The 17,373-nt window shown below is 69.1% G+C and carries 12 protein-coding genes and 1 tRNA gene; 11 read left to right on the top strand and 2 right to left on the bottom strand.

Annotated elements, in window-relative coordinates; all coding sequences use genetic code 11:
- Positions 1-11 precede the first annotated feature (11 nt).
- Positions 12-149 (bottom strand): 50S ribosomal protein L34, encoded by a 138-nt coding sequence (rpmH, locus tag AB0912_RS01475; RefSeq protein WP_006381191.1) that lies wholly within the window; start codon positions 147-149, stop codon positions 12-14.
- A gap of 398 nt (positions 150-547) precedes the next feature.
- Here rpmH and dnaA point away from each other — a divergent pair, with 398 nt between their 5' ends.
- From dnaA to AB0912_RS01520, 9 genes are all read left to right on the top strand, one after another.
- Positions 548-2,635: a chromosomal replication initiator protein DnaA gene (gene dnaA, locus AB0912_RS01480; RefSeq protein WP_366695497.1), complete on the top strand. Its 2,088-nt coding sequence runs from the start codon at positions 548-550 to the stop codon at positions 2,633-2,635.
- A 1,016-nt stretch (positions 2,636-3,651) separates the two neighbouring features.
- Positions 3,652-4,782, top strand: coding sequence for a DNA polymerase III subunit beta (gene dnaN, locus AB0912_RS01485; RefSeq protein WP_366695499.1), 1,131 nt, complete (start codon positions 3,652-3,654; stop codon positions 4,780-4,782).
- Between the two features lie 218 nt (positions 4,783-5,000).
- On the top strand, positions 5,001-5,876 hold the full coding sequence (gene gnd, locus AB0912_RS01490) for a phosphogluconate dehydrogenase (NAD(+)-dependent, decarboxylating) (protein WP_366695501.1): 876 nt from the start codon (positions 5,001-5,003) through the stop codon (positions 5,874-5,876).
- A gap of 131 nt (positions 5,877-6,007) precedes the next feature.
- Positions 6,008-7,132: a DNA replication/repair protein RecF gene (gene recF, locus AB0912_RS01495; RefSeq protein ID WP_366695503.1), complete on the top strand. Its 1,125-nt coding sequence runs from the start codon at positions 6,008-6,010 to the stop codon at positions 7,130-7,132.
- Positions 7,129-7,704, top strand: coding sequence for a DciA family protein (locus tag AB0912_RS01500; protein ID WP_366695505.1), 576 nt, complete (start codon positions 7,129-7,131; stop codon positions 7,702-7,704). The genes recF and AB0912_RS01500 overlap by 4 nt, the downstream gene beginning before the upstream one ends.
- A gap of 520 nt (positions 7,705-8,224) precedes the next feature.
- Positions 8,225-10,288: a DNA topoisomerase (ATP-hydrolyzing) subunit B gene (gyrB, locus tag AB0912_RS01505; RefSeq protein ID WP_366695507.1), complete on the top strand. Its 2,064-nt coding sequence runs from the start codon at positions 8,225-8,227 to the stop codon at positions 10,286-10,288.
- Positions 10,289-10,331: 43 nt separating this feature from the next.
- Positions 10,332-12,938: a DNA gyrase subunit A gene (gyrA, locus tag AB0912_RS01510; protein ID WP_366695509.1), complete on the top strand. Its 2,607-nt coding sequence runs from the start codon at positions 10,332-10,334 to the stop codon at positions 12,936-12,938.
- A gap of 19 nt (positions 12,939-12,957) precedes the next feature.
- On the top strand, positions 12,958-13,677 hold the full coding sequence (locus AB0912_RS01515; protein ID WP_366695511.1) for a DUF3566 domain-containing protein: 720 nt from the start codon (positions 12,958-12,960) through the stop codon (positions 13,675-13,677).
- Positions 13,678-13,778: 101 nt separating this feature from the next.
- Positions 13,779-13,852: transfer RNA gene (locus tag AB0912_RS01520), tRNA-Ile, on the top strand.
- Between the two features lie 862 nt (positions 13,853-14,714).
- Here the strand turns inward: AB0912_RS01520 and AB0912_RS01525 are convergent.
- Entirely contained in the window at positions 14,715-15,125 is a 411-nt protein-coding gene (locus tag AB0912_RS01525; protein WP_366695513.1) for a DUF6344 domain-containing protein, read from the bottom strand.
- 328 nt (positions 15,126-15,453) lie between these two features.
- Here AB0912_RS01525 and AB0912_RS01530 point away from each other — a divergent pair, with 328 nt between their 5' ends.
- Both AB0912_RS01530 and AB0912_RS01535 read left to right on the top strand, forming a co-directional pair.
- Positions 15,454-15,582 (top strand): DLW-39 family protein, encoded by a 129-nt coding sequence (locus tag AB0912_RS01530; RefSeq protein WP_366695515.1) that lies wholly within the window; start codon positions 15,454-15,456, stop codon positions 15,580-15,582.
- A 303-nt stretch (positions 15,583-15,885) separates the two neighbouring features.
- Positions 15,886-17,319 (top strand): hypothetical protein, encoded by a 1,434-nt coding sequence (locus AB0912_RS01535; RefSeq protein WP_366695517.1) that lies wholly within the window; start codon positions 15,886-15,888, stop codon positions 17,317-17,319.
- Positions 17,320-17,373: the final 54 nt, after the last annotated feature.

Raw genomic sequence — 17,373 nt, forward strand, 5'->3', positions numbered from 1 at the left:
CCTGTGAGTAATCAGGCGGACAGGCTGGCGCGACCCTTGCCACGGCGGTTCGCGAGAATCGCGCGGCCGGCACGGGTGCGCATCCGCAGGCGGAAGCCGTGGGTCTTGGCGCGACGACGGTTGTTCGGCTGGAAGGTGCGCTTGCTCACTCGGGGGCTCCAGAAAGAATCGGTGGTGGCGGGGTGCCGTCCTGGCTGTCACCGTGCGCCCACGAGGAAACTCGCATTACGCCCGAGTGCACCGCTTCCCGATCACGCTTCGCGATCTGTGCCCATCGGAGGCAGGCGGCAGCAGCCATCGACAACTCGACCTGGTTACGGTACGCGCGGCTACGCCATCCGGTCAAACCAGTCCCTGGCGGGGGACACTGTCCACAGGCTGGGGACAACAACTTGAACCGCACCCGTCGCCCTGACTACCGTGGCCGAACTCCGATTCGTTCCGTTCTCACCGCCCCAGCGGTTTTGTTCCTCCGCCCCACCCCGACTGATTTACCGACCCGTTCCCAGAACCACACGTTCGTGGGACCCGTGAGAGAGCGTGCCCTGTGGCTGACGTACCTGCCGATCTTGCCGCAGTGTGGCCACGAGTACTGGAACAACTCCTCGGTGAGGGCCGTGGGCAGGGCGTCGAGGTCAAGGACGAACACTGGATCAAGCGCTGCCAGCCCCTGGCGCTGGTCGCGGACACCGCCCTGCTCGCCGTCCCGAACGAGTTCGCGAAGGGCGTCCTGGAAGGCCGTCTCGCGCCGATCGTCAGCGAGACGCTGAGCCGCGAGTGCGGCCGCCCGATCCGTATCGCCATCACCGTCGACGACTCCGCCGGCGAACCGTCTCCCACGCCCCCGGCCCCCCGCTACGAGGAGTCGGAACCCTCCGCCGGACCGGGCCGCGACGCCTACGAGGGCCAGGGACGCGACGAGCGCGGCCCGTACGACGGCGGTCAGGGCCGGGATGACCGGGGCTCGTACGACAGCGGCCAGGGCCGCGAGGACCGGGGCGGCTACGAAGGCCAGCGGGACGACCGCGGTGCCTACGACGGCCAGAACCGTGACGACCGGGGCGGCTACGACGGCGGCCAGGGGCGCGAGGACCGCAACCCCTACGAGGTGCAGGGCCGCGAGGAGCGCAACCCCTACGAGTCCCCGCGCCGCGACGGATACGAGGGGTACGGGCGACACCGCGCCGACGACCACCGGGGCGGACGGCCCGAACAACTGCCCGGCGCGCCCGGCGACCAGCTTCCCAGCGCGCGCCCCGCCTACCCCGACTACCAGCGCCCCGAGCCGGGCGCCTGGCCGCGGCACTCCCAGGACGACTACGGCTGGCAGCAGCAGCGCCTCGGTTTCCCCGACCGCGACCCCTACGGATCGCCGCAGCAGGACTACCGGCCGCAGTCGCTGGACCGCTCGCCCTACGAGCAGCAGCGCCAGGACTACGACCAGCCGCGCCCGGACTACGACCAGCGGCCCGACCGCCGCGACCTCCAGGACCCGTCCGGAAACGGCCAGGTGCGCAGGGGCGGTCCCTCGCTGCCGTCGTCGAGCGGTGCCCCCGGACCGAAGGCGGCGCAGCCCGCGCCGGCACCGGGTCCGGGCGAGCCCACCGCGCGGCTGAACCCGAAGTACCTCTTCGACACGTTCGTCATCGGCGCCTCGAACCGCTTCGCGCACGCCGCCGCGGTCGCCGTCGCCGAGGCGCCGGCCAAGGCGTACAACCCCCTGTTCATCTATGGGGAGTCGGGGCTCGGCAAGACGCACCTGCTGCACGCGATCGGCCACTACGCGCGCAGCCTCTACCCGGGCACGCGGGTGCGGTACGTCAGCTCGGAGGAGTTCACCAACGAGTTCATCAACTCGATCCGCGACGGCAAGGGCGACAGCTTCCGCAAGCGGTACCGGGAGATGGACATCCTGCTCGTCGACGACATCCAGTTCCTCGCGGACAAGGAGTCGACGCAGGAGGAGTTCTTCCACACCTTCAACACGCTGCACAACGCGAACAAGCAGATCGTGCTGTCCAGCGACCGGCCGCCCAAGCAGTTGGTGACGCTGGAGGACCGGCTGCGCAACCGCTTCGAGTGGGGTCTGATCACCGACGTCCAGCCGCCGGAGCTGGAGACCCGGATCGCCATCCTCCGCAAGAAGGCGGTGCAGGAGCAGCTCAACGCCCCGCCGGAGGTACTGGAGTTCATCGCGTCCCGCATCTCGCGCAACATCCGCGAGCTGGAGGGCGCGCTGATCCGGGTGACGGCGTTCGCGTCACTCAACCGGCAGCCCGTGGACCTCGGTCTGACGGAGATCGTCCTCAAGGACCTGATCCCCGGCGGCGAGGACTCGGCCCCGGAGATCACGGCGACCGCGATCATGGCGGCGACGGCCGACTACTTCGGGCTCACCGTCGACGACCTGTGCGGCTCCTCGCGGAGCCGGGTCCTGGTGACGGCGCGGCAGATCGCGATGTACCTGTGCCGTGAGCTGACCGATCTGTCGCTGCCGAAGATCGGTGCGCAGTTCGGCGGCCGTGACCATACGACCGTGATGCACGCCGACCGCAAGATCCGCGCGCTGATGGCCGAGCGCCGCTCCATCTACAACCAGGTCACCGAGCTGACGAACCGCATCAAGAACGGCTGACGCGGCCGGCCAAAGAGCCCGCCGAAGAGCCGGACGAAGAGCCGGACGAAGAACCTGCCGAAGAGTCTGCCGAGGGCGCCCCGGGACACCGTCCCGGGGCGCCCTTCGCTGTCCCCAGGAAACTCCGGCGGCTGCCAGGAGGCCGCTTCCGGGACCTCCTCCGGCCTCTCGGGACGGCTTCCAGAGCCGATTCGAGGCTTCGGAGCCCGCCGTCGCCGCTACCCGACCGACACCTGCTGTTCGATTCGGCGCCGGGTTACGGCCGCCCTCCACAGATTCGGTGACTTTCTCGCGTCCACATCCTGGGGACCGGGAAGTTGTCCAGATCGTGTCCACAGGGGAGCCTGTTGAAAGACCATCAGACCAGGTCAACCGCCTGTGGATTCGTGGACGAAGATTCTCCACAGACTGTGGACGAAGAAAAGATCCACAGGCTGTGCACCGGGTTGTCCACCGGCGGCCCACAGGAAGCGGCCCGTTGTCCCCAGTGATCCCCAGCTTCTCCACACCTCTGTCCACTGTTCGGCAACGCGACGCGTCATCTCACCGGGTCGAGTGAAAGGCGTCACACCAAGGTGCCGGATTGGGCTGTGGGGAACGGGGGTAAAGCTGGGGACGGCGCTGGGGAGAAGTCGCCCCGGCCTGTGCATCGAGTGTGCAGAACTTTTCGCCGTCCACAGAGACGCCGGGTTGTCCACCGCCTCCGCCCACAGGGTCAGTGGACAAAAAACCGCCTCTGAGCTGCGAAGACGGGGTTATCCACGGTTTCCACAGGGCCTACTACTAAGACCAACTAGAGAGAGCCTGGGAAACGTTTCGAAGACGGGGCTGTGCACAACTCGCTCCCGGCGCCTCGACTGCCGCTCGGTACGACTTGACCCCGAGGGGCAACGACTGTCAGCGCTGTGCGTCAGACTGGTCCCCGGTGTCCTTCCCCTCACAGGACCGAACGACACCGACCCAGACGACGAAGGCCAGCAGGGCGAGAGCGCCGGCAACAGACGGAGGCGGCAACGGTGAAGATCCGGGTGGAACGCGACGTACTCGCGGAGGCAGTGGCCTGGGCGGCACGCAGCCTCCCGGCCCGTCCGCCGGCGCCTGTGCTCGCCGGCCTCCTTCTGAAGGCCGAGGAGGGCGCCCTGAGCCTCTCCAGCTTCGACTACGAGGTCTCGGCGCGCGTCTCGGTGGACGCGGAGATCGACGAGGAGGGCACGGTCCTCGTGTCCGGCCGGCTCCTCGCCGACATCTGCCGCGCGCTCCCCAACCGGCCGGTGGAGATTTCCACAGACGGTGTACGGGCGACCGTGGTCTGCGGCTCCTCGCGCTTCACGCTGCACACACTGCCTGTGGAGGAGTACCCGGCGCTGCCGCAGATGCCGTCGGCGACGGGCACCGTTCCCGGCGAGGTCTTCGCCTCCGCCGCCGCCCAGGTGGCCATCGCCGCCGGGCGTGACGACACGCTTCCGGTGCTCACCGGTGTGCGCATCGAGATCGAGGGCGACACGGTCACCCTGGCGTCCACCGACCGCTACCGCTTCGCGGTCCGCGAGTTCCTGTGGAAGCCGGAGAACCCCGAGGCGTCCGCCGTGGCCCTGGTGCCCGCCAAGACCCTCCTGGACACCGCCAAGGCGCTCACGAGCGGCGACAACGTCATCCTGGCGCTCTCCGGCTCCGGTGCCGGCGAGGGCCTCATCGGCTTCGAGGGCGCCGGGCGGCGTACGACGACCCGGCTGCTCGAAGGCGACCTGCCGAAGTACCGCTCGCTGTTCCCGACCGAGTTCAACTCGATCGCGGTGATCGAGACCGCCCCCTTCGTGGAGGCCGTCAAGCGTGTGGCCCTGGTCGCCGAGCGGAACACCCCGGTGCGGCTGAGCTTCGAGCAGGGCGTGCTCATCCTGGAGGCCGGTTCCAGCGACGACGCACAGGCTGTGGAAAGAGTCGACGCCCAGTTGGAGGGCGACGACGTGTCGATCGCCTTCAACCCGACCTTCCTGCTCGACGGGCTGAGCGCCATCGACTCGCCGGTCGCGCAGCTCTCCTTCACGACGTCCACCAAACCGGCGCTGCTGAGCGGCAGGCCCGCGCTGGACGCCGAGGCGGACGACGCCTACAAGTACCTGATCATGCCGGTCCGCCTCTCGGGCTGACCCCTGGAGCCCGCCGGTCCCGAGGGTCGGCGGGCTGGCGGGTCCGGCCGACCGTCTCGCGGACGGGACAGGACGGTGTACACGTCTGAGCGGCTGTGCCCCCAGATGCGCAGGTGTTCCCCCGGTGCCCGAAAGGCGTGGGTGGTACCCCCCGGTCTAGGCTCGGACCCAGGTACGAGAGTGCCCTCACGCCACGTCGCAACCCTAAGGAACAACTGATGGAGCTCGGTCTCGTCGGCCTCGGCAAGATGGGCGGCAACATGCGCGAGCGGATCCGCCGCGCAGGCCACACCGTCATCGGATACGACCGCAACCCGGACCTCGCCGATGTCCACAGCCTGGAAGAACTCGTGGGCAGGCTCAAGGGCCCCCGCGTGGTGTGGGTGATGGTCCCGGCCGGTGCCGCGACCCAGGCCACCATCGACGAGCTGGCCTCCCTGCTGGAGCCGGGCGACGTCGTGGTGGACGGCGGCAACTCCCGCTGGACGGACGACGAGAAGCACGCCGTCGAGCTGGGCATCAAGGGCATCGGCTTCGTCGACTGCGGTGTCTCCGGCGGCGTCTGGGGCCTGGAGAACGGCTACGCGCTGATGTACGGCGGAACCCCCGAGAACGTCGAGAAGGTCCAGCCGGTCTTCGACGCGCTCAAGCCCGAGGGCGACTTCGGCTCGGTGCACGCCGGCAAGGTCGGCGCGGGCCACTTCGCGAAGATGGTCCACAACGGCATCGAGTACGCCATGATGCAGGCCTACGCCGAGGGCTGGGAGCTGCTGGAGAAGGTCGACTCCGTCACCGACGTGCGCGAGGTCTTCCGCTCCTGGCAGGAGGGCACCGTCATCCGCTCCTGGCTGCTCGACCTCGCGGTCAACGCGCTGGACGAGGACGAGCACCTCGACAAGCTCAAGGGCTTCGCCCAGGACTCCGGCGAGGGCCGGTGGACGGTCGAGGCCGCCATCGACAACGCGGTGCCGCTGCCCGCGATCACCGCGTCGCTGTTCGCCCGCTTCGCCTCGCGGCAGGACGACTCGCCGCAGATGAAGATGATCGCGGCGCTGCGCAACCAGTTCGGCGGCCACGCCGTCGAGAAGGCCTGATCGACACCCCGGGTCGTCCACACCCGGGGTGACCCGGTTGTCCACAACCGGGGAAAGAACCTGGGGACCGGGGCGGCCCGGACCCCAGGGAGAACCCGAAACACCACGCTGGGGGAGGTCGGCGAACGACCATGCACGTCACGCATCTGTCGCTGGCCGACTTCCGCTCGTACGCCCGGGTCGAGGTTCCGCTCGACCCGGGCGTCACCGCGTTCGTCGGGCCCAACGGACAGGGCAAGACGAACCTGGTCGAGGCCGTCGGCTACCTCGCCACCCTCGGCAGCCACCGGGTCTCCTCCGACGCGCCTCTGGTCCGTATGGGCGCCGAACGGGCCATCGTGCGGGCCAACGTCCGCCAGGGGGAACGCCAGCAGCTCATCGAGCTGGAGCTGAACCCGGGCAAGGCCAACCGCGCCCGCATCAACAGGTCCTCCCAGGTCAGGCCCCGAGACGTGCTCGGCATCGTACGGACCGTGCTGTTCGCGCCCGAGGACCTCGCCCTGGTCAAGGGCGACCCCGGCGAGCGGCGCCGCTTCCTCGACGAGCTGATCACCGCCCGCTCCCCGCGCATGGCGGGCGTCCGCTCCGACTACGACCGTGTCCTCAAGCAGCGCAACACCCTCCTGAAGTCGGCCGCGCTGGCCCGCCGGCACGGCGGCCGCACCATGGACCTGTCCACCCTCGACGTGTGGGACCAGCACCTCGCGCGCGTGGGCGCCGAACTGCTCGCCCAGCGTCTCGACCTGGTCGCCGCGATCCAGCCGCTGGCCGACAAGGCGTACGAGCAGCTCGCGCCCGGCGGCGGGCCCGTCGCCCTTGAGTACAAGCCCTCCTCGCCCGGCATCGCGGGCCCCGCGCGCGAGGAGCTGTACGCCCAGCTCATCGCCGCCTTGAAGGAGTCCCGCAAGTCCGAGATCGAGCGCGGCGTCACCCTAGTGGGGCCCCACCGCGACGACCTGGTGCTCAAGCTCGGCCAGCTCCCCGCCAAGGGGTACGCCTCGCACGGCGAGTCCTGGTCCTACGCGCTCGCCCTGCGGCTGGCCTCGTACGACCTGCTCCGCGCGGAGGGCAATGAACCGGTGCTGGTCCTCGACGACGTGTTCGCCGAACTCGACAGCCGCCGGCGCGAGCGGCTCGCGGAACTCGTGGCCCCGGGCGAGCAGGTGCTGGTGACGGCCGCCGTGGACGACGACGTGCCGGGGGTCCTGACGGGGACGCGGTACGCCGTGTCCGACGGCACGGTGGAGCGCGTATGACGGAGAACACATCGGGAGCCGGTGCCGAGGGCGCGTCCGGGGACGGCGACCGCAAGAAGACCCCCGAACCCTCTGGCGTCGACCTCGCGCGCGTGGCGCTGCGCGCCGCCAAGGAACAGGCACGCGCGCGGGGGGACGCGGCCCAGCAGAAGAAGCAGGCCCGCCGCGGCGGCGGCCTGCGCTCCGGCGCGCGCGCCGACGGGCGCGACCCCATGGCGCTCGGCGCGGCCATCAACCGGCTGCTCACCGAACGCGGCTGGGAGACCCCGGCCGCGGTGGGCGGCGTGATGGGGCGCTGGCCGCAGATCGTCGGCGAGGACCTGGCCAAGCACTGCGTTCCGCTGCGCTACGACGAGGACCCGGCCGAGCGGGTCCTGACCGTGCAGTGCGACTCGACCGCCTGGGCCACCCAGCTCCGCCTGCTGGCCCCGCAGCTCGTCGCGCGGCTCAACCAGGACCTCGGCCACGGCGCCGTACGTCTGATCAAGGTTCTGGGCCCCGGCGGCCCCGAGCGCCGGTACGGGCCACTGCGCGCCCCCGGCAGCAAGGGGCCCGGCGACACCTACGGGTGACGGCCGTGCCGCGACCGGCCGGCCCCGCGGACCCGCGACCCAGCCGTTCCGGGGAAGATCACCCGCGCGCCCCTCGGGCCCGCTCCCGGTTCACCTCCCGTCTCATGCGCCACTGGCGTGCCTGTTCTTCCTGGTCACAGGCGTAAGCGAACCGTTTCCGCGACCGTTCGCGGCACCCCGTACGGCCGAGCCCGGGGCGCACCGCGCGGCCGGCGAGCGCAACCGGATGCGGGTGCGAAGACCGACCTGACTTCCCAGTAGCCAAGGGTTGACACCTGGAAGCGCTGAGTGCCGCTGTGAGCCTCTTTGGGCCCGGGGCCGTATATGGGGAGTCGGCCGAGACCGGTTCAGGGCGGCACATGCGGACTCAGGTACCGGCAAACCCCCATCACTGTCGGCGCTACCGGTAGACTGGAAGCTAATCCCGCCCCCACTTGTGGGACGCACCGAGCAACGCTGACTAAGGCTTACCAACGCAACACGCCGCAGCCGCTCCGGCCACCCGCCGGGAGTTCGGCTTGTGCTGTGCCAGAAAGGGCGCTTCGTGGCCGATTCCGGCAACCCCAACGAGAACATCCCGTCCACCGACGCCGGCGCCAACGGCGAGGTCACCGCCTCGTACGACGCCAGCGCCATCACCGTCCTCGAGGGTCTGGACGCGGTCCGCAAGCGACCCGGCATGTACATCGGCTCGACCGGTGAGCGTGGACTCCACCACCTCGTGTACGAGGTCGTGGACAACTCGGTCGACGAGGCGCTGGCCGGCCACGCCGACACGATCGACGTCACGATCCTCCCGGACGGCGGTGTCCGCGTCGTCGACAACGGCCGGGGTATCCCGGTGGGCATCGTCGCCTCCGAGGGCAAGCCCGCCCTGGAGGTCGTGCTGACCGTCCTGCACGCGGGCGGCAAGTTCGGCGGCGGCGGCTACGCGGTCTCCGGCGGTCTGCACGGCGTCGGCGTCTCCGTCGTGAACGCCCTGTCGAGCAAGGTCTCCGTCGAGGTCAAGACAGACGGCCACCGCCACACGCAGGACTACAAGATGGGCGTTCCGACCGCCCCCCTGGTCCAGCACGAGGCCACGGACGAGACGGGCACGTCGGTCACCTTCTGGGCCGACCCGGACATCTTCGAGACCACGGAGTACTCCTTCGAGACGCTCTCGCGGCGCTTCCAGGAGATGGCGTTCCTCAACAAGGGCCTGACGATCAGGCTCACCGACGAGCGCGACTCGGCGAAGGCCACCGCGGGCGCGGACGAGGCCGGCGCGGACGAGAAGGACGAGGTCAAGTCCGTCACGTACCACTACGAAGGCGGCATCGTCGACTTCGTGAAGTACCTCAACTCCCGCAAGGGAGACGTGGTGCACCCCACCGTCATCGACCTCGAGGCGGAGGACAAGGACAAGAGCCTGTCCCTCGAAGTCGCGATGCAGTGGAACAGCGGCTACAGCGAGGGCGTCTACTCCTTCGCCAACATCATCCACACCCACGAGGGCGGTACGCACGAGGAGGGCTTCCGTGCGGCGCTGACCTCGCTCATCAACAAGTACGCGCGCGACAAGAAGCTGCTCCGCGAGAAGGACGACAACCTCACGGGTGACGACATCCGCGAGGGTCTGACCGCGATCATCTCGGTCAAGCTGAGCGAGCCGCAGTTCGAGGGCCAGACCAAGACCAAGCTGGGCAACACGGAGGCCAAGACCTTCGTCCAGAAGGCGGTCTACGAGCACCTCAACGACTGGCTGGACCGCAACCCGAACGAGGCCGCGGACATCATCCGCAAGTCGATCCAGGCGGCCACCGCGCGCGTGGCGGCCCGCAAGGCGCGCGACCTCACCCGTCGCAAGGGCCTGCTGGAGTCGGCGTCCCTGCCGGGCAAGCTGTCCGACTGCCAGTCGAACGACCCCACCAAGTGCGAGATCTTCATCGTCGAGGGTGACTCCGCCGGCGGTTCGGCCAAGTCCGGCCGCAACCCGCAGTACCAGGCGATCCTCCCGATCCGCGGAAAGATCCTCAACGTCGAGAAGGCCCGGATCGACAAGATCCTGCAGAACCAGGAGATCCAGGCACTGATCTCCGCCTTCGGCACCGGAGTCCACGAGGACTTCGACATCGAGAAGCTCCGCTATCACAAGATCATCCTGATGGCGGACGCCGACGTCGACGGCCAGCACATCAACACCCTGCTGCTGACCTTCCTGTTCCGCTTCATGCGGCCGCTGGTCGAGGCCGGACACGTGTTCCTGTCCCGCCCGCCGCTCTACAAGCTCAAGTGGGGCCGGGACGACTTCGAGTACGCGTACTCGGACCGCGAGCGCGACGCGCTGATCGAGCTGGGCCGCCAGGCGGGCAAGCGCGTGCGCGAGGACTCGATCCAGCGCTTCAAGGGTCTCGGTGAGATGAACGCCGAGGAGCTGCGCATCACGACCATGGACCAGGAGCACCGCGTCCTCGGCCAGGTCACCCTCGACGACGCCGCCCAGGCGGACGACCTCTTCTCCGTCCTCATGGGCGAGGACGTCGAGGCCCGCCGCGCGTTCATCCAGCGCAACGCCAAGGACGTCCGCTTCCTCGACATCTGAGTCGGTCTCAGCCTGACCGCGTCAGAAAGGATCTTCACCAGCAATGGCCGACGAGAACACTCCGAGCATTCCCGATCCGAGCATTCCCGAAGAGGGCGAGATCGCGCTGCGCGTCGAGCCCGTCGGGCTCGAGACCGAGATGCAGCGCTCGTACCTCGACTACGCGATGTCCGTCATCGTGTCGCGTGCGCTGCCCGACGTGCGGGACGGCCTCAAGCCGGTCCACCGCCGCGTCCTGTACGCCATGTACGACGGCGGCTACCGGCCCGAGAAGGGCTTCTACAAGTGCGCCCGCGTCGTCGGCGACGTCATGGGCAACTACCACCCGCACGGTGACTCCTCGATCTACGACGCGCTGGTCCGCCTGGCGCAGCCGTGGTCGATGCGGATGCCGCTCGTGGACTCCAACGGCAACTTCGGTTCCCCGGGCAACGACCCGGCCGCCGCCATGCGGTACACCGAGTGCAAGCTGATGCCGCTGTCCATGGAGATGGTCCGTGACATCGACGAGGAGACCGTCGACTTCACGGACAACTACGACGGCCGCTCCCAGGAGCCGACCGTCCTGCCGGCCCGCTTCCCGAACCTGCTGATCAACGGCTCCGCCGGTATCGCGGTCGGCATGGCGACCAACATCCCGCCGCACAACCTGCGCGAGGTCGCCGCCGGCGCCCAGTGGTACCTGGAGAACCCCGAGGCCTCCCACGAGGAGCTGCTGGACGCGCTGATCGAGCGCATCAAGGGTCCCGACTTCCCGAGCGGCGCCCTCGTCGTGGGCCGCAAGGGCATCGAGGAGGCGTACCGCACGGGCCGCGGCTCCATCACGATGCGCGCGGTGGTCGAGGTCGAGGAGATCCAGAACCGCCAGTGCCTGGTGGTCACCGAGCTGCCCTACCAGGTCAACCCCGACAACCTCGCCCAGAAGATCGCCGACCTCGTCAAGGACGGCAAGATCGGCGGCATCGCGGACGTCCGGGACGAGACCAGTTCCCGTACCGGCCAGCGCCTGGTGATCGTGCTCAAGCGGGACGCGGTCGCCAAGGTCGTTCTGAACAACCTGTACAAGCACACCGACCTCCAGACGAACTTCGGCGCCAACATGCTGGCGCTGGTCGACGGCGTGCCGCGCACCCTCTCGCTGGACGCGTTCATCCGCCACTGGGTGACGCACCAGATCGAGGTCATCGTCCGGCGTACGCGGTTCCGGCTGCGCAAGGCCGAGGAGCGCGCGCACATCCTGCGCGGCCTCCTGAAGGCCCTGGACGCCATCGACGAGGTCATCGCCCTCATCCGGCGCAGTGACACCGTGGAGATCGCGCGAGAGGGCCTGATGGGCCTCCTGGAGATCGACGAGATCCAGGCGAACGCGATCCTGGAGATGCAGCTCCGTCGGCTGGCCGCCCTGGAGCGCCAGAAGATCATCTCGGAGCACGACGAACTCCAGGCCAAGATCCGCGAGTACAACGAGATCCTGGCGTCGCCGGTGCGCCAGCGCGGCATCATCAGCGAGGAGCTGGCCGCGATCGTCGAGAAGTTCGGCGACGACCGCCGCTCCAAGCTGGTGCCGTTCGACGGTGACATGTCCATCGAGGACCTGATCGCCGAAGAGGACATCGTCGTCACCATCACGCGCGGCGGCTACATCAAGCGGACCAAGACCGAGGACTACCGCTCGCAGAAGCGCGGCGGCAAGGGCGTGCGCGGCACCAAGCTGAAGCAGGACGACATCGTCGACCACTTCTTCGTGTCGACCACGCACCACTGGCTGCTCTTCTTCACCAACAAGGGCCGCGTCTACCGCGCCAAGGCCTACGAACTGCCGGACGCCGGCCGGGACGCGCGCGGGCAGCACGTCGCCAACCTGCTGGCCTTCCAGCCGGACGAGGCGATCGCCGAGATCCTCGCGATCCGCGACTACGAGGCTGCGCCCTACCTGGTGCTCGCCACCAAGGGCGGACTGGTCAAGAAGACGCCTCTCAAGGATTACGATTCGCCCCGTTCCGGCGGCGTCATCGCGATCAATCTCCGCGAGACACAGGACGGTTCCGACGACGAACTGATCGGAGCCGAGCTGGTCTCGGCCGAGGACGATCTGCTGCTGATCAGCAAGAAGGCCCAGTCGATCAGGTTCACCGCAACGGACGACGCGCTGCGCCCGATGGGCCGTGCGACCTCGGGCGTCAAGGGAATGAGTTTCCGCGAGAGCGACGAGCTTCTCTCGATGAATGTTGTTCGACCCGGTACGTTCGTGTTCACTGCCACAGACGGTGGGTACGCGAAGCGGACCAACGTCGACGAGTACCGCGTCCAGGGTCGCGGTGGCCTGGGTATCAAGGCCGCCAAGATCGTCGAGGACCGCGGTTCGCTCGTCGGTGCGCTGGTGGTCGAGGAGACCGACGAGATCCTCGCCATCACGCTCTCCGGCGGTGTGATTCGTACGCGAGTCAACGAGGTCAGGGAGACGGGCCGTGACACCATGGGCGTCCAACTGATCAACCTGGGCAAGCGCGATGCCGTCGTCGGTATCGCTCGTAACGCCGAGGCCGGTCGTGAGGCGGAGGAGGTCGACGGCGCAGACGCTGTCGACGACGTCGCCGAGGGCGTCGAGGCCGTCGGCACGGAAGAGGGCGATCCGTCCTCGGCCGAGTAGCGCGAGGAGTGAGTTCATCGTGAGCGGAGCCACGGGCGCCGGATCGACCGGTACGGAAACGGACGGCGGCCGTGGCCCCGCCATGGATGCGGACGACTCCCATGACTCTCATGGATCCCAGGGGGGAACTGTGACGGACACCCGAGGCCGGCAGACTCAGCAGTACGCGGGCGGGCAGGCGGCCCCGGTCGGGACGCCCTCGGCGCCCAACGGGCCGTCGGCGGGACCGGCGGCGCCGGGCTCACCGCTGCCGGGCGAGCGGAACGGGCAGCAGCCCGCCCAGCCGTATCACCCGCCGCAGGCGTACCCGGCGCAGGCGCCCGCGGGGGCGGTCCGCTGGCCGCGTACCGGCGCGCGCACCACGCCGCGTACGCGCAAGGCGCGGCTGCGGGTGGCCAAGGCCGACCCGTGGTCGGTGATGAAGGTGAGCTTCCTGCTCTCCATCGCGCTCGGCATCTGCACGATCGTGGCGGCGGCCGTGCTGTGGATGGTCATGGACGCCATGGGCGTCTTCTCGACCGTCGGCGGCACGATCTCCGAGGCGACGGGCTCGAACGAGTCGAACGGCTTCGACCTCCAGTCGTTCCTCTCACTCCCGCACGTCCTGATGTTCACGTCGGTCATCGCGGTCATCGACGTCGTCCTCGCGACGGCCCTGGCGACCCTCGGCGCGTTCATCTACAACCTCTCCGCGGGCTTCGTCGGAGGCGTCGAGCTGACCCTCGCCGAGGACGAGTGAGGGCCCCTTCAAACGCCCTCTGACTATCGATTTTGGGACTGGCCGCGTCGTGCGCTAATCTTCAGAGGTCAGCGCGCGGGACACACACCGCAGAGCGCGGCGGGGCTATAGCTCAGTTGGTTAGAGCGCATCCCTGATAAGGATGAGGCCACAGGTTCAAATCCTGTTAGCCCCACAGTGTCGAAGGCCCCCGGACCAGTGGTCCGGGGGCCTTCGCTGTCTACGGGGGCCTCGTACACCGGTGGATCCTGCAACGACGCAGGCAGGTCGCCAGTTCCTGATCTTTTGGCGAACCCGAACCCTGTGGAACCCGATATCTCTTCTGTCCACGGCGGCTGGGTGTGGTGCCAGTGATCACCGTCTGAGGGTGAGCAGCAACAGGCCGTTCAGTGCGGGGTCACGGACTGATGGACTTCGCCAGCATCTCGTCAAGGTCACACTCGGCCGCTGACGCCAACACCTGACACCAGCAAGGGCGGACGCGGGCGGCCGGCATCGAACCCCGGCGGACGGTCGATCGAGTACCGCGATGGATCGGCAGGCAACGACCGCGGTCCCCCAACCGGTCACGGTTGGGGGACTTTTGCCCTGGGTGCTTTGTACGCAAGTTCGCCGCTACGTCAGGGAGTCTGCGGGGCTGTGCGATGAGGTCTCTGCAAGAGACGTCGGAGGAGGTGGGGGCTGGGGGTGCTGATAAAGGTGCTGCTGAAGAGGAGTACGTGCCGCGCGGGGAGCATGGGGTGCCGGGTCGGGGGAGCTTCGGTGCGGGCCAGGATGAAGCTCAGGCAGGGACGGGGTCCATACCCGGTTCTGTCCTTTGTGGCCTACTCGGATTGTTCTTGGGGGCCCGCACTTGCTCGTGTCTTTGGAGCCTGTGCTGGGCTGTGTCCTTGGAGCCGTGCTTGGCCGTGGCCTTGGGGCCCGCGTTTGGTTCTCGGGTCGGCTCTCGTACGGTGTCGTGCTCCGTACGGGTTTCTCCCGGCGGCCCGGATCTCGTCCCGACAGGGTTCTCCGGTGTGAACTCGTTCCCGTGCCGCTCAGCGCTGGAGCGGTACCGAGGCCGTGAGGGACGTCTCCGGGGCCGCATCGGGGGCCGAGAGGGCGGCGGGCTCGGAGCAGGCCGCGGGGTCGGCCAAGCCCTCTGTTTCGGTCAGGGCGGCGGCGTTCGTCGCGTCCTCCTCGGCCGGCGCGCGGTGGCGGCAGCTCGGCGAGGAACCATGGGCCTCGGCGCGGATCCGTTGCTTCATCGTCGGGGGCAGTGCCCGGCTGAAGGAGAGGGCCCAGGGGGAGACCGCCGGGGTGGTCTCGGCAACCTCGGTGTTGCGGGTCGCGACGGCCTGCGGTACGGCGGCGGCCGCGGTGGTGGTGATGAGTCCGAGCGTCGTGCACAGAGCCAGGAACGCGGTGACGATCGCGGTCCACAGCTTCATGACCTTGTTCTGGGTCATGGCTTCCTCACTTTCGGGTCAGGCGATTTGCGTACTTTCCTCATGATGTGTATGCCGACCGCGAAGTGGTGGACCGACGCCCGTGGCGCGTCGATGTTCAGATGAACACCACCCGGATGGCCGCAAGAGACCGGGAAAGTCCTCGAATGCCCTTGAAAGTCACTTTCTGTGACATGTGATCACCCTCAGATCGGGCTGGTGGGGCCCGGTCCTACTGCTGTTCCGGGAGCCGGAGTTGAGGGCCGATCCAGGTCACCGATCGATATCGGCCGGTGTGTATAGTCGGGCGCCAGAAGTCCCCTACGTCAACGAAGGACGAGGTCGCGCGGTGAAGAAGCTTCTCCTGGTCGCCCTGGCCACCATCGGCGGGCTCCTCGTGTACCGCCAGATCCAGGCGGATCGCGCCGAGCAGGATCTGTGGACGGAGGCGACTGACTCCGTGCCCACGGGTTCGTGAGTACCGAAACCAGTCTCAGAGCAGACCCCGGCCGCCCAGCGGCCGGGGTCTTGTGTTTCCCGGGGATCGAGGGTTCCCGGCTGCCGGGGGCGAGAGCCGCCCTGGCGCGGGCCAGCCACCCTACGGCCGGTTCCTTTCGGCCGCTCCCCGGATAGCCCGGGTGCGCTGCCCGCCGAGCAGGCAGGATGGGCCACGCCAGGGGGCTACGACGAGGGGCGGCGCGTGATGGGGGTGCGCACGGGGAACCGGCGTGCGAGAGCGTGGCGAGGCAGGCCGTTCGCCGCCACGGTGGCCACATCCGCAGTGCCCACTGCCACGGTGTTCACCGTCACCAAGGCCGCCGTCGGCGTCACCAAGGCTGCCGCTGCCGTCACGGGCGCGCTCGCGCTGTGCGGGGCGCTCACGCCCGCCGCCTGGGCAGCGGACGGTACGCCGAGTCCGTACTCCTTCGCCCCGGACGCCACCACCGTCCAGGGCGCCGAAAACACCACCGGCGCCGTACGACTTGAGGCGGGCCACACCTACAGAAGCTCCATAGCCCCCTCCGGGAGGGGCGGCAGGCTCTACTACCGGCTCGAACTCGACGCCACCTCCACGGCGTACGTCTCCGCCACCGCCGTTCCCCGGCCAGGAGCGACCGTCTCCTACTCGGACGGGCTCAAGGTCTCCCTCCAGGACGGCAACGGCCGTAACTGCTCCTCCTCCGGCAGCGCCCACTTCGGCGCCACCCAGAGCCCCCACCCCATCGCCGCCTGGGCCGCCCGGGAGACAGGCGGCACGCGGTACGCGTGTCAGACGGCGGGCACGTACTACGTGGTCGTCGAGCGCAGTGGAGCGGGTGCTTCCACAGCCTCTCCTGGAGCTACGTCGGATGGTTCGGCCGGTCCGACGGCCGCCTCGGCGTCGCGGCCCTGGGACCTGGAACTCGGCTACGCCTCCGAACCCGGCCTGAAGAAGGCGCCGGGCTCGACCAGCGGCCCCGAAGTCTGGAACTCCGCCTCCCCCGAGGCCCTGACGGGAACCCCGAGGCAGCGCGCCGGCGGCGCCGGATTCAGCGCGGCTGCCCCGCTCGGCCAGGGCGTGTGGCAGGACCGCGTCAGGCCGGGACAGACCCGCTTCTACAAGGTCCCCGTCGACTGGGGACAGCAGTTCTACGCCGCCGCTGAGCTGGGCAGTTCCAGCAGCGGAGACGGCTATGTGGGCACCGCGCTCGCCGTTTCCCTCTACAACCCCGTGCGCGGCTTCGTGGACGATGTCGGCTCCGGGTACGACGGAGGGCAGCGCTCCGCGGGACTCCCCCCGCTTCCGCCCGTCGCCTACGAGAACCGTTACGCCTTCAGAGACCGCGTGAGCGGGATGCGGTTCGCGGGCTCCTATTACCTCGTGGTCCATCTCGCCGCGCAGGTCGCCGACCGCTTCGGCGAGGGTCCGTTCGGGCTGACCCTGCGGGTTCGGGTGACCGGGGCGGGGCGGCCGGGGCCCGCCTATGCGGGGCGGGCCGAGCCGCGAGGCGTGTTCGACGTCGCGGCGGGTGACAGCGGCGCAGCAGGGGGTTCGACCGGCCTCGGGGGCGGTGACCGCCGGAGTACCACCATGAAACTGCTCGCCGTGGCCGGCCTCGGCACGGGGAGTCTTCTGCTGCTCACCCTCGGCGCGTGGACCGTGAGTGCGCGTCGGCGGGCCATCCATGCGCCGTGGCCCGTGCCAGAGGACGCGGACACGGCTCCGGGTCCCTGATTCCTGGACTCCTGGTTCGTGATCTGGCCAGGTCTCGGGTCGGTCCGGCCAGTT

It is taken from the genome of Streptomyces sp. NPDC007084, from assembly GCF_040703595.1.
Taxonomy (GTDB): domain Bacteria; phylum Actinomycetota; class Actinomycetes; order Streptomycetales; family Streptomycetaceae; genus Streptomyces.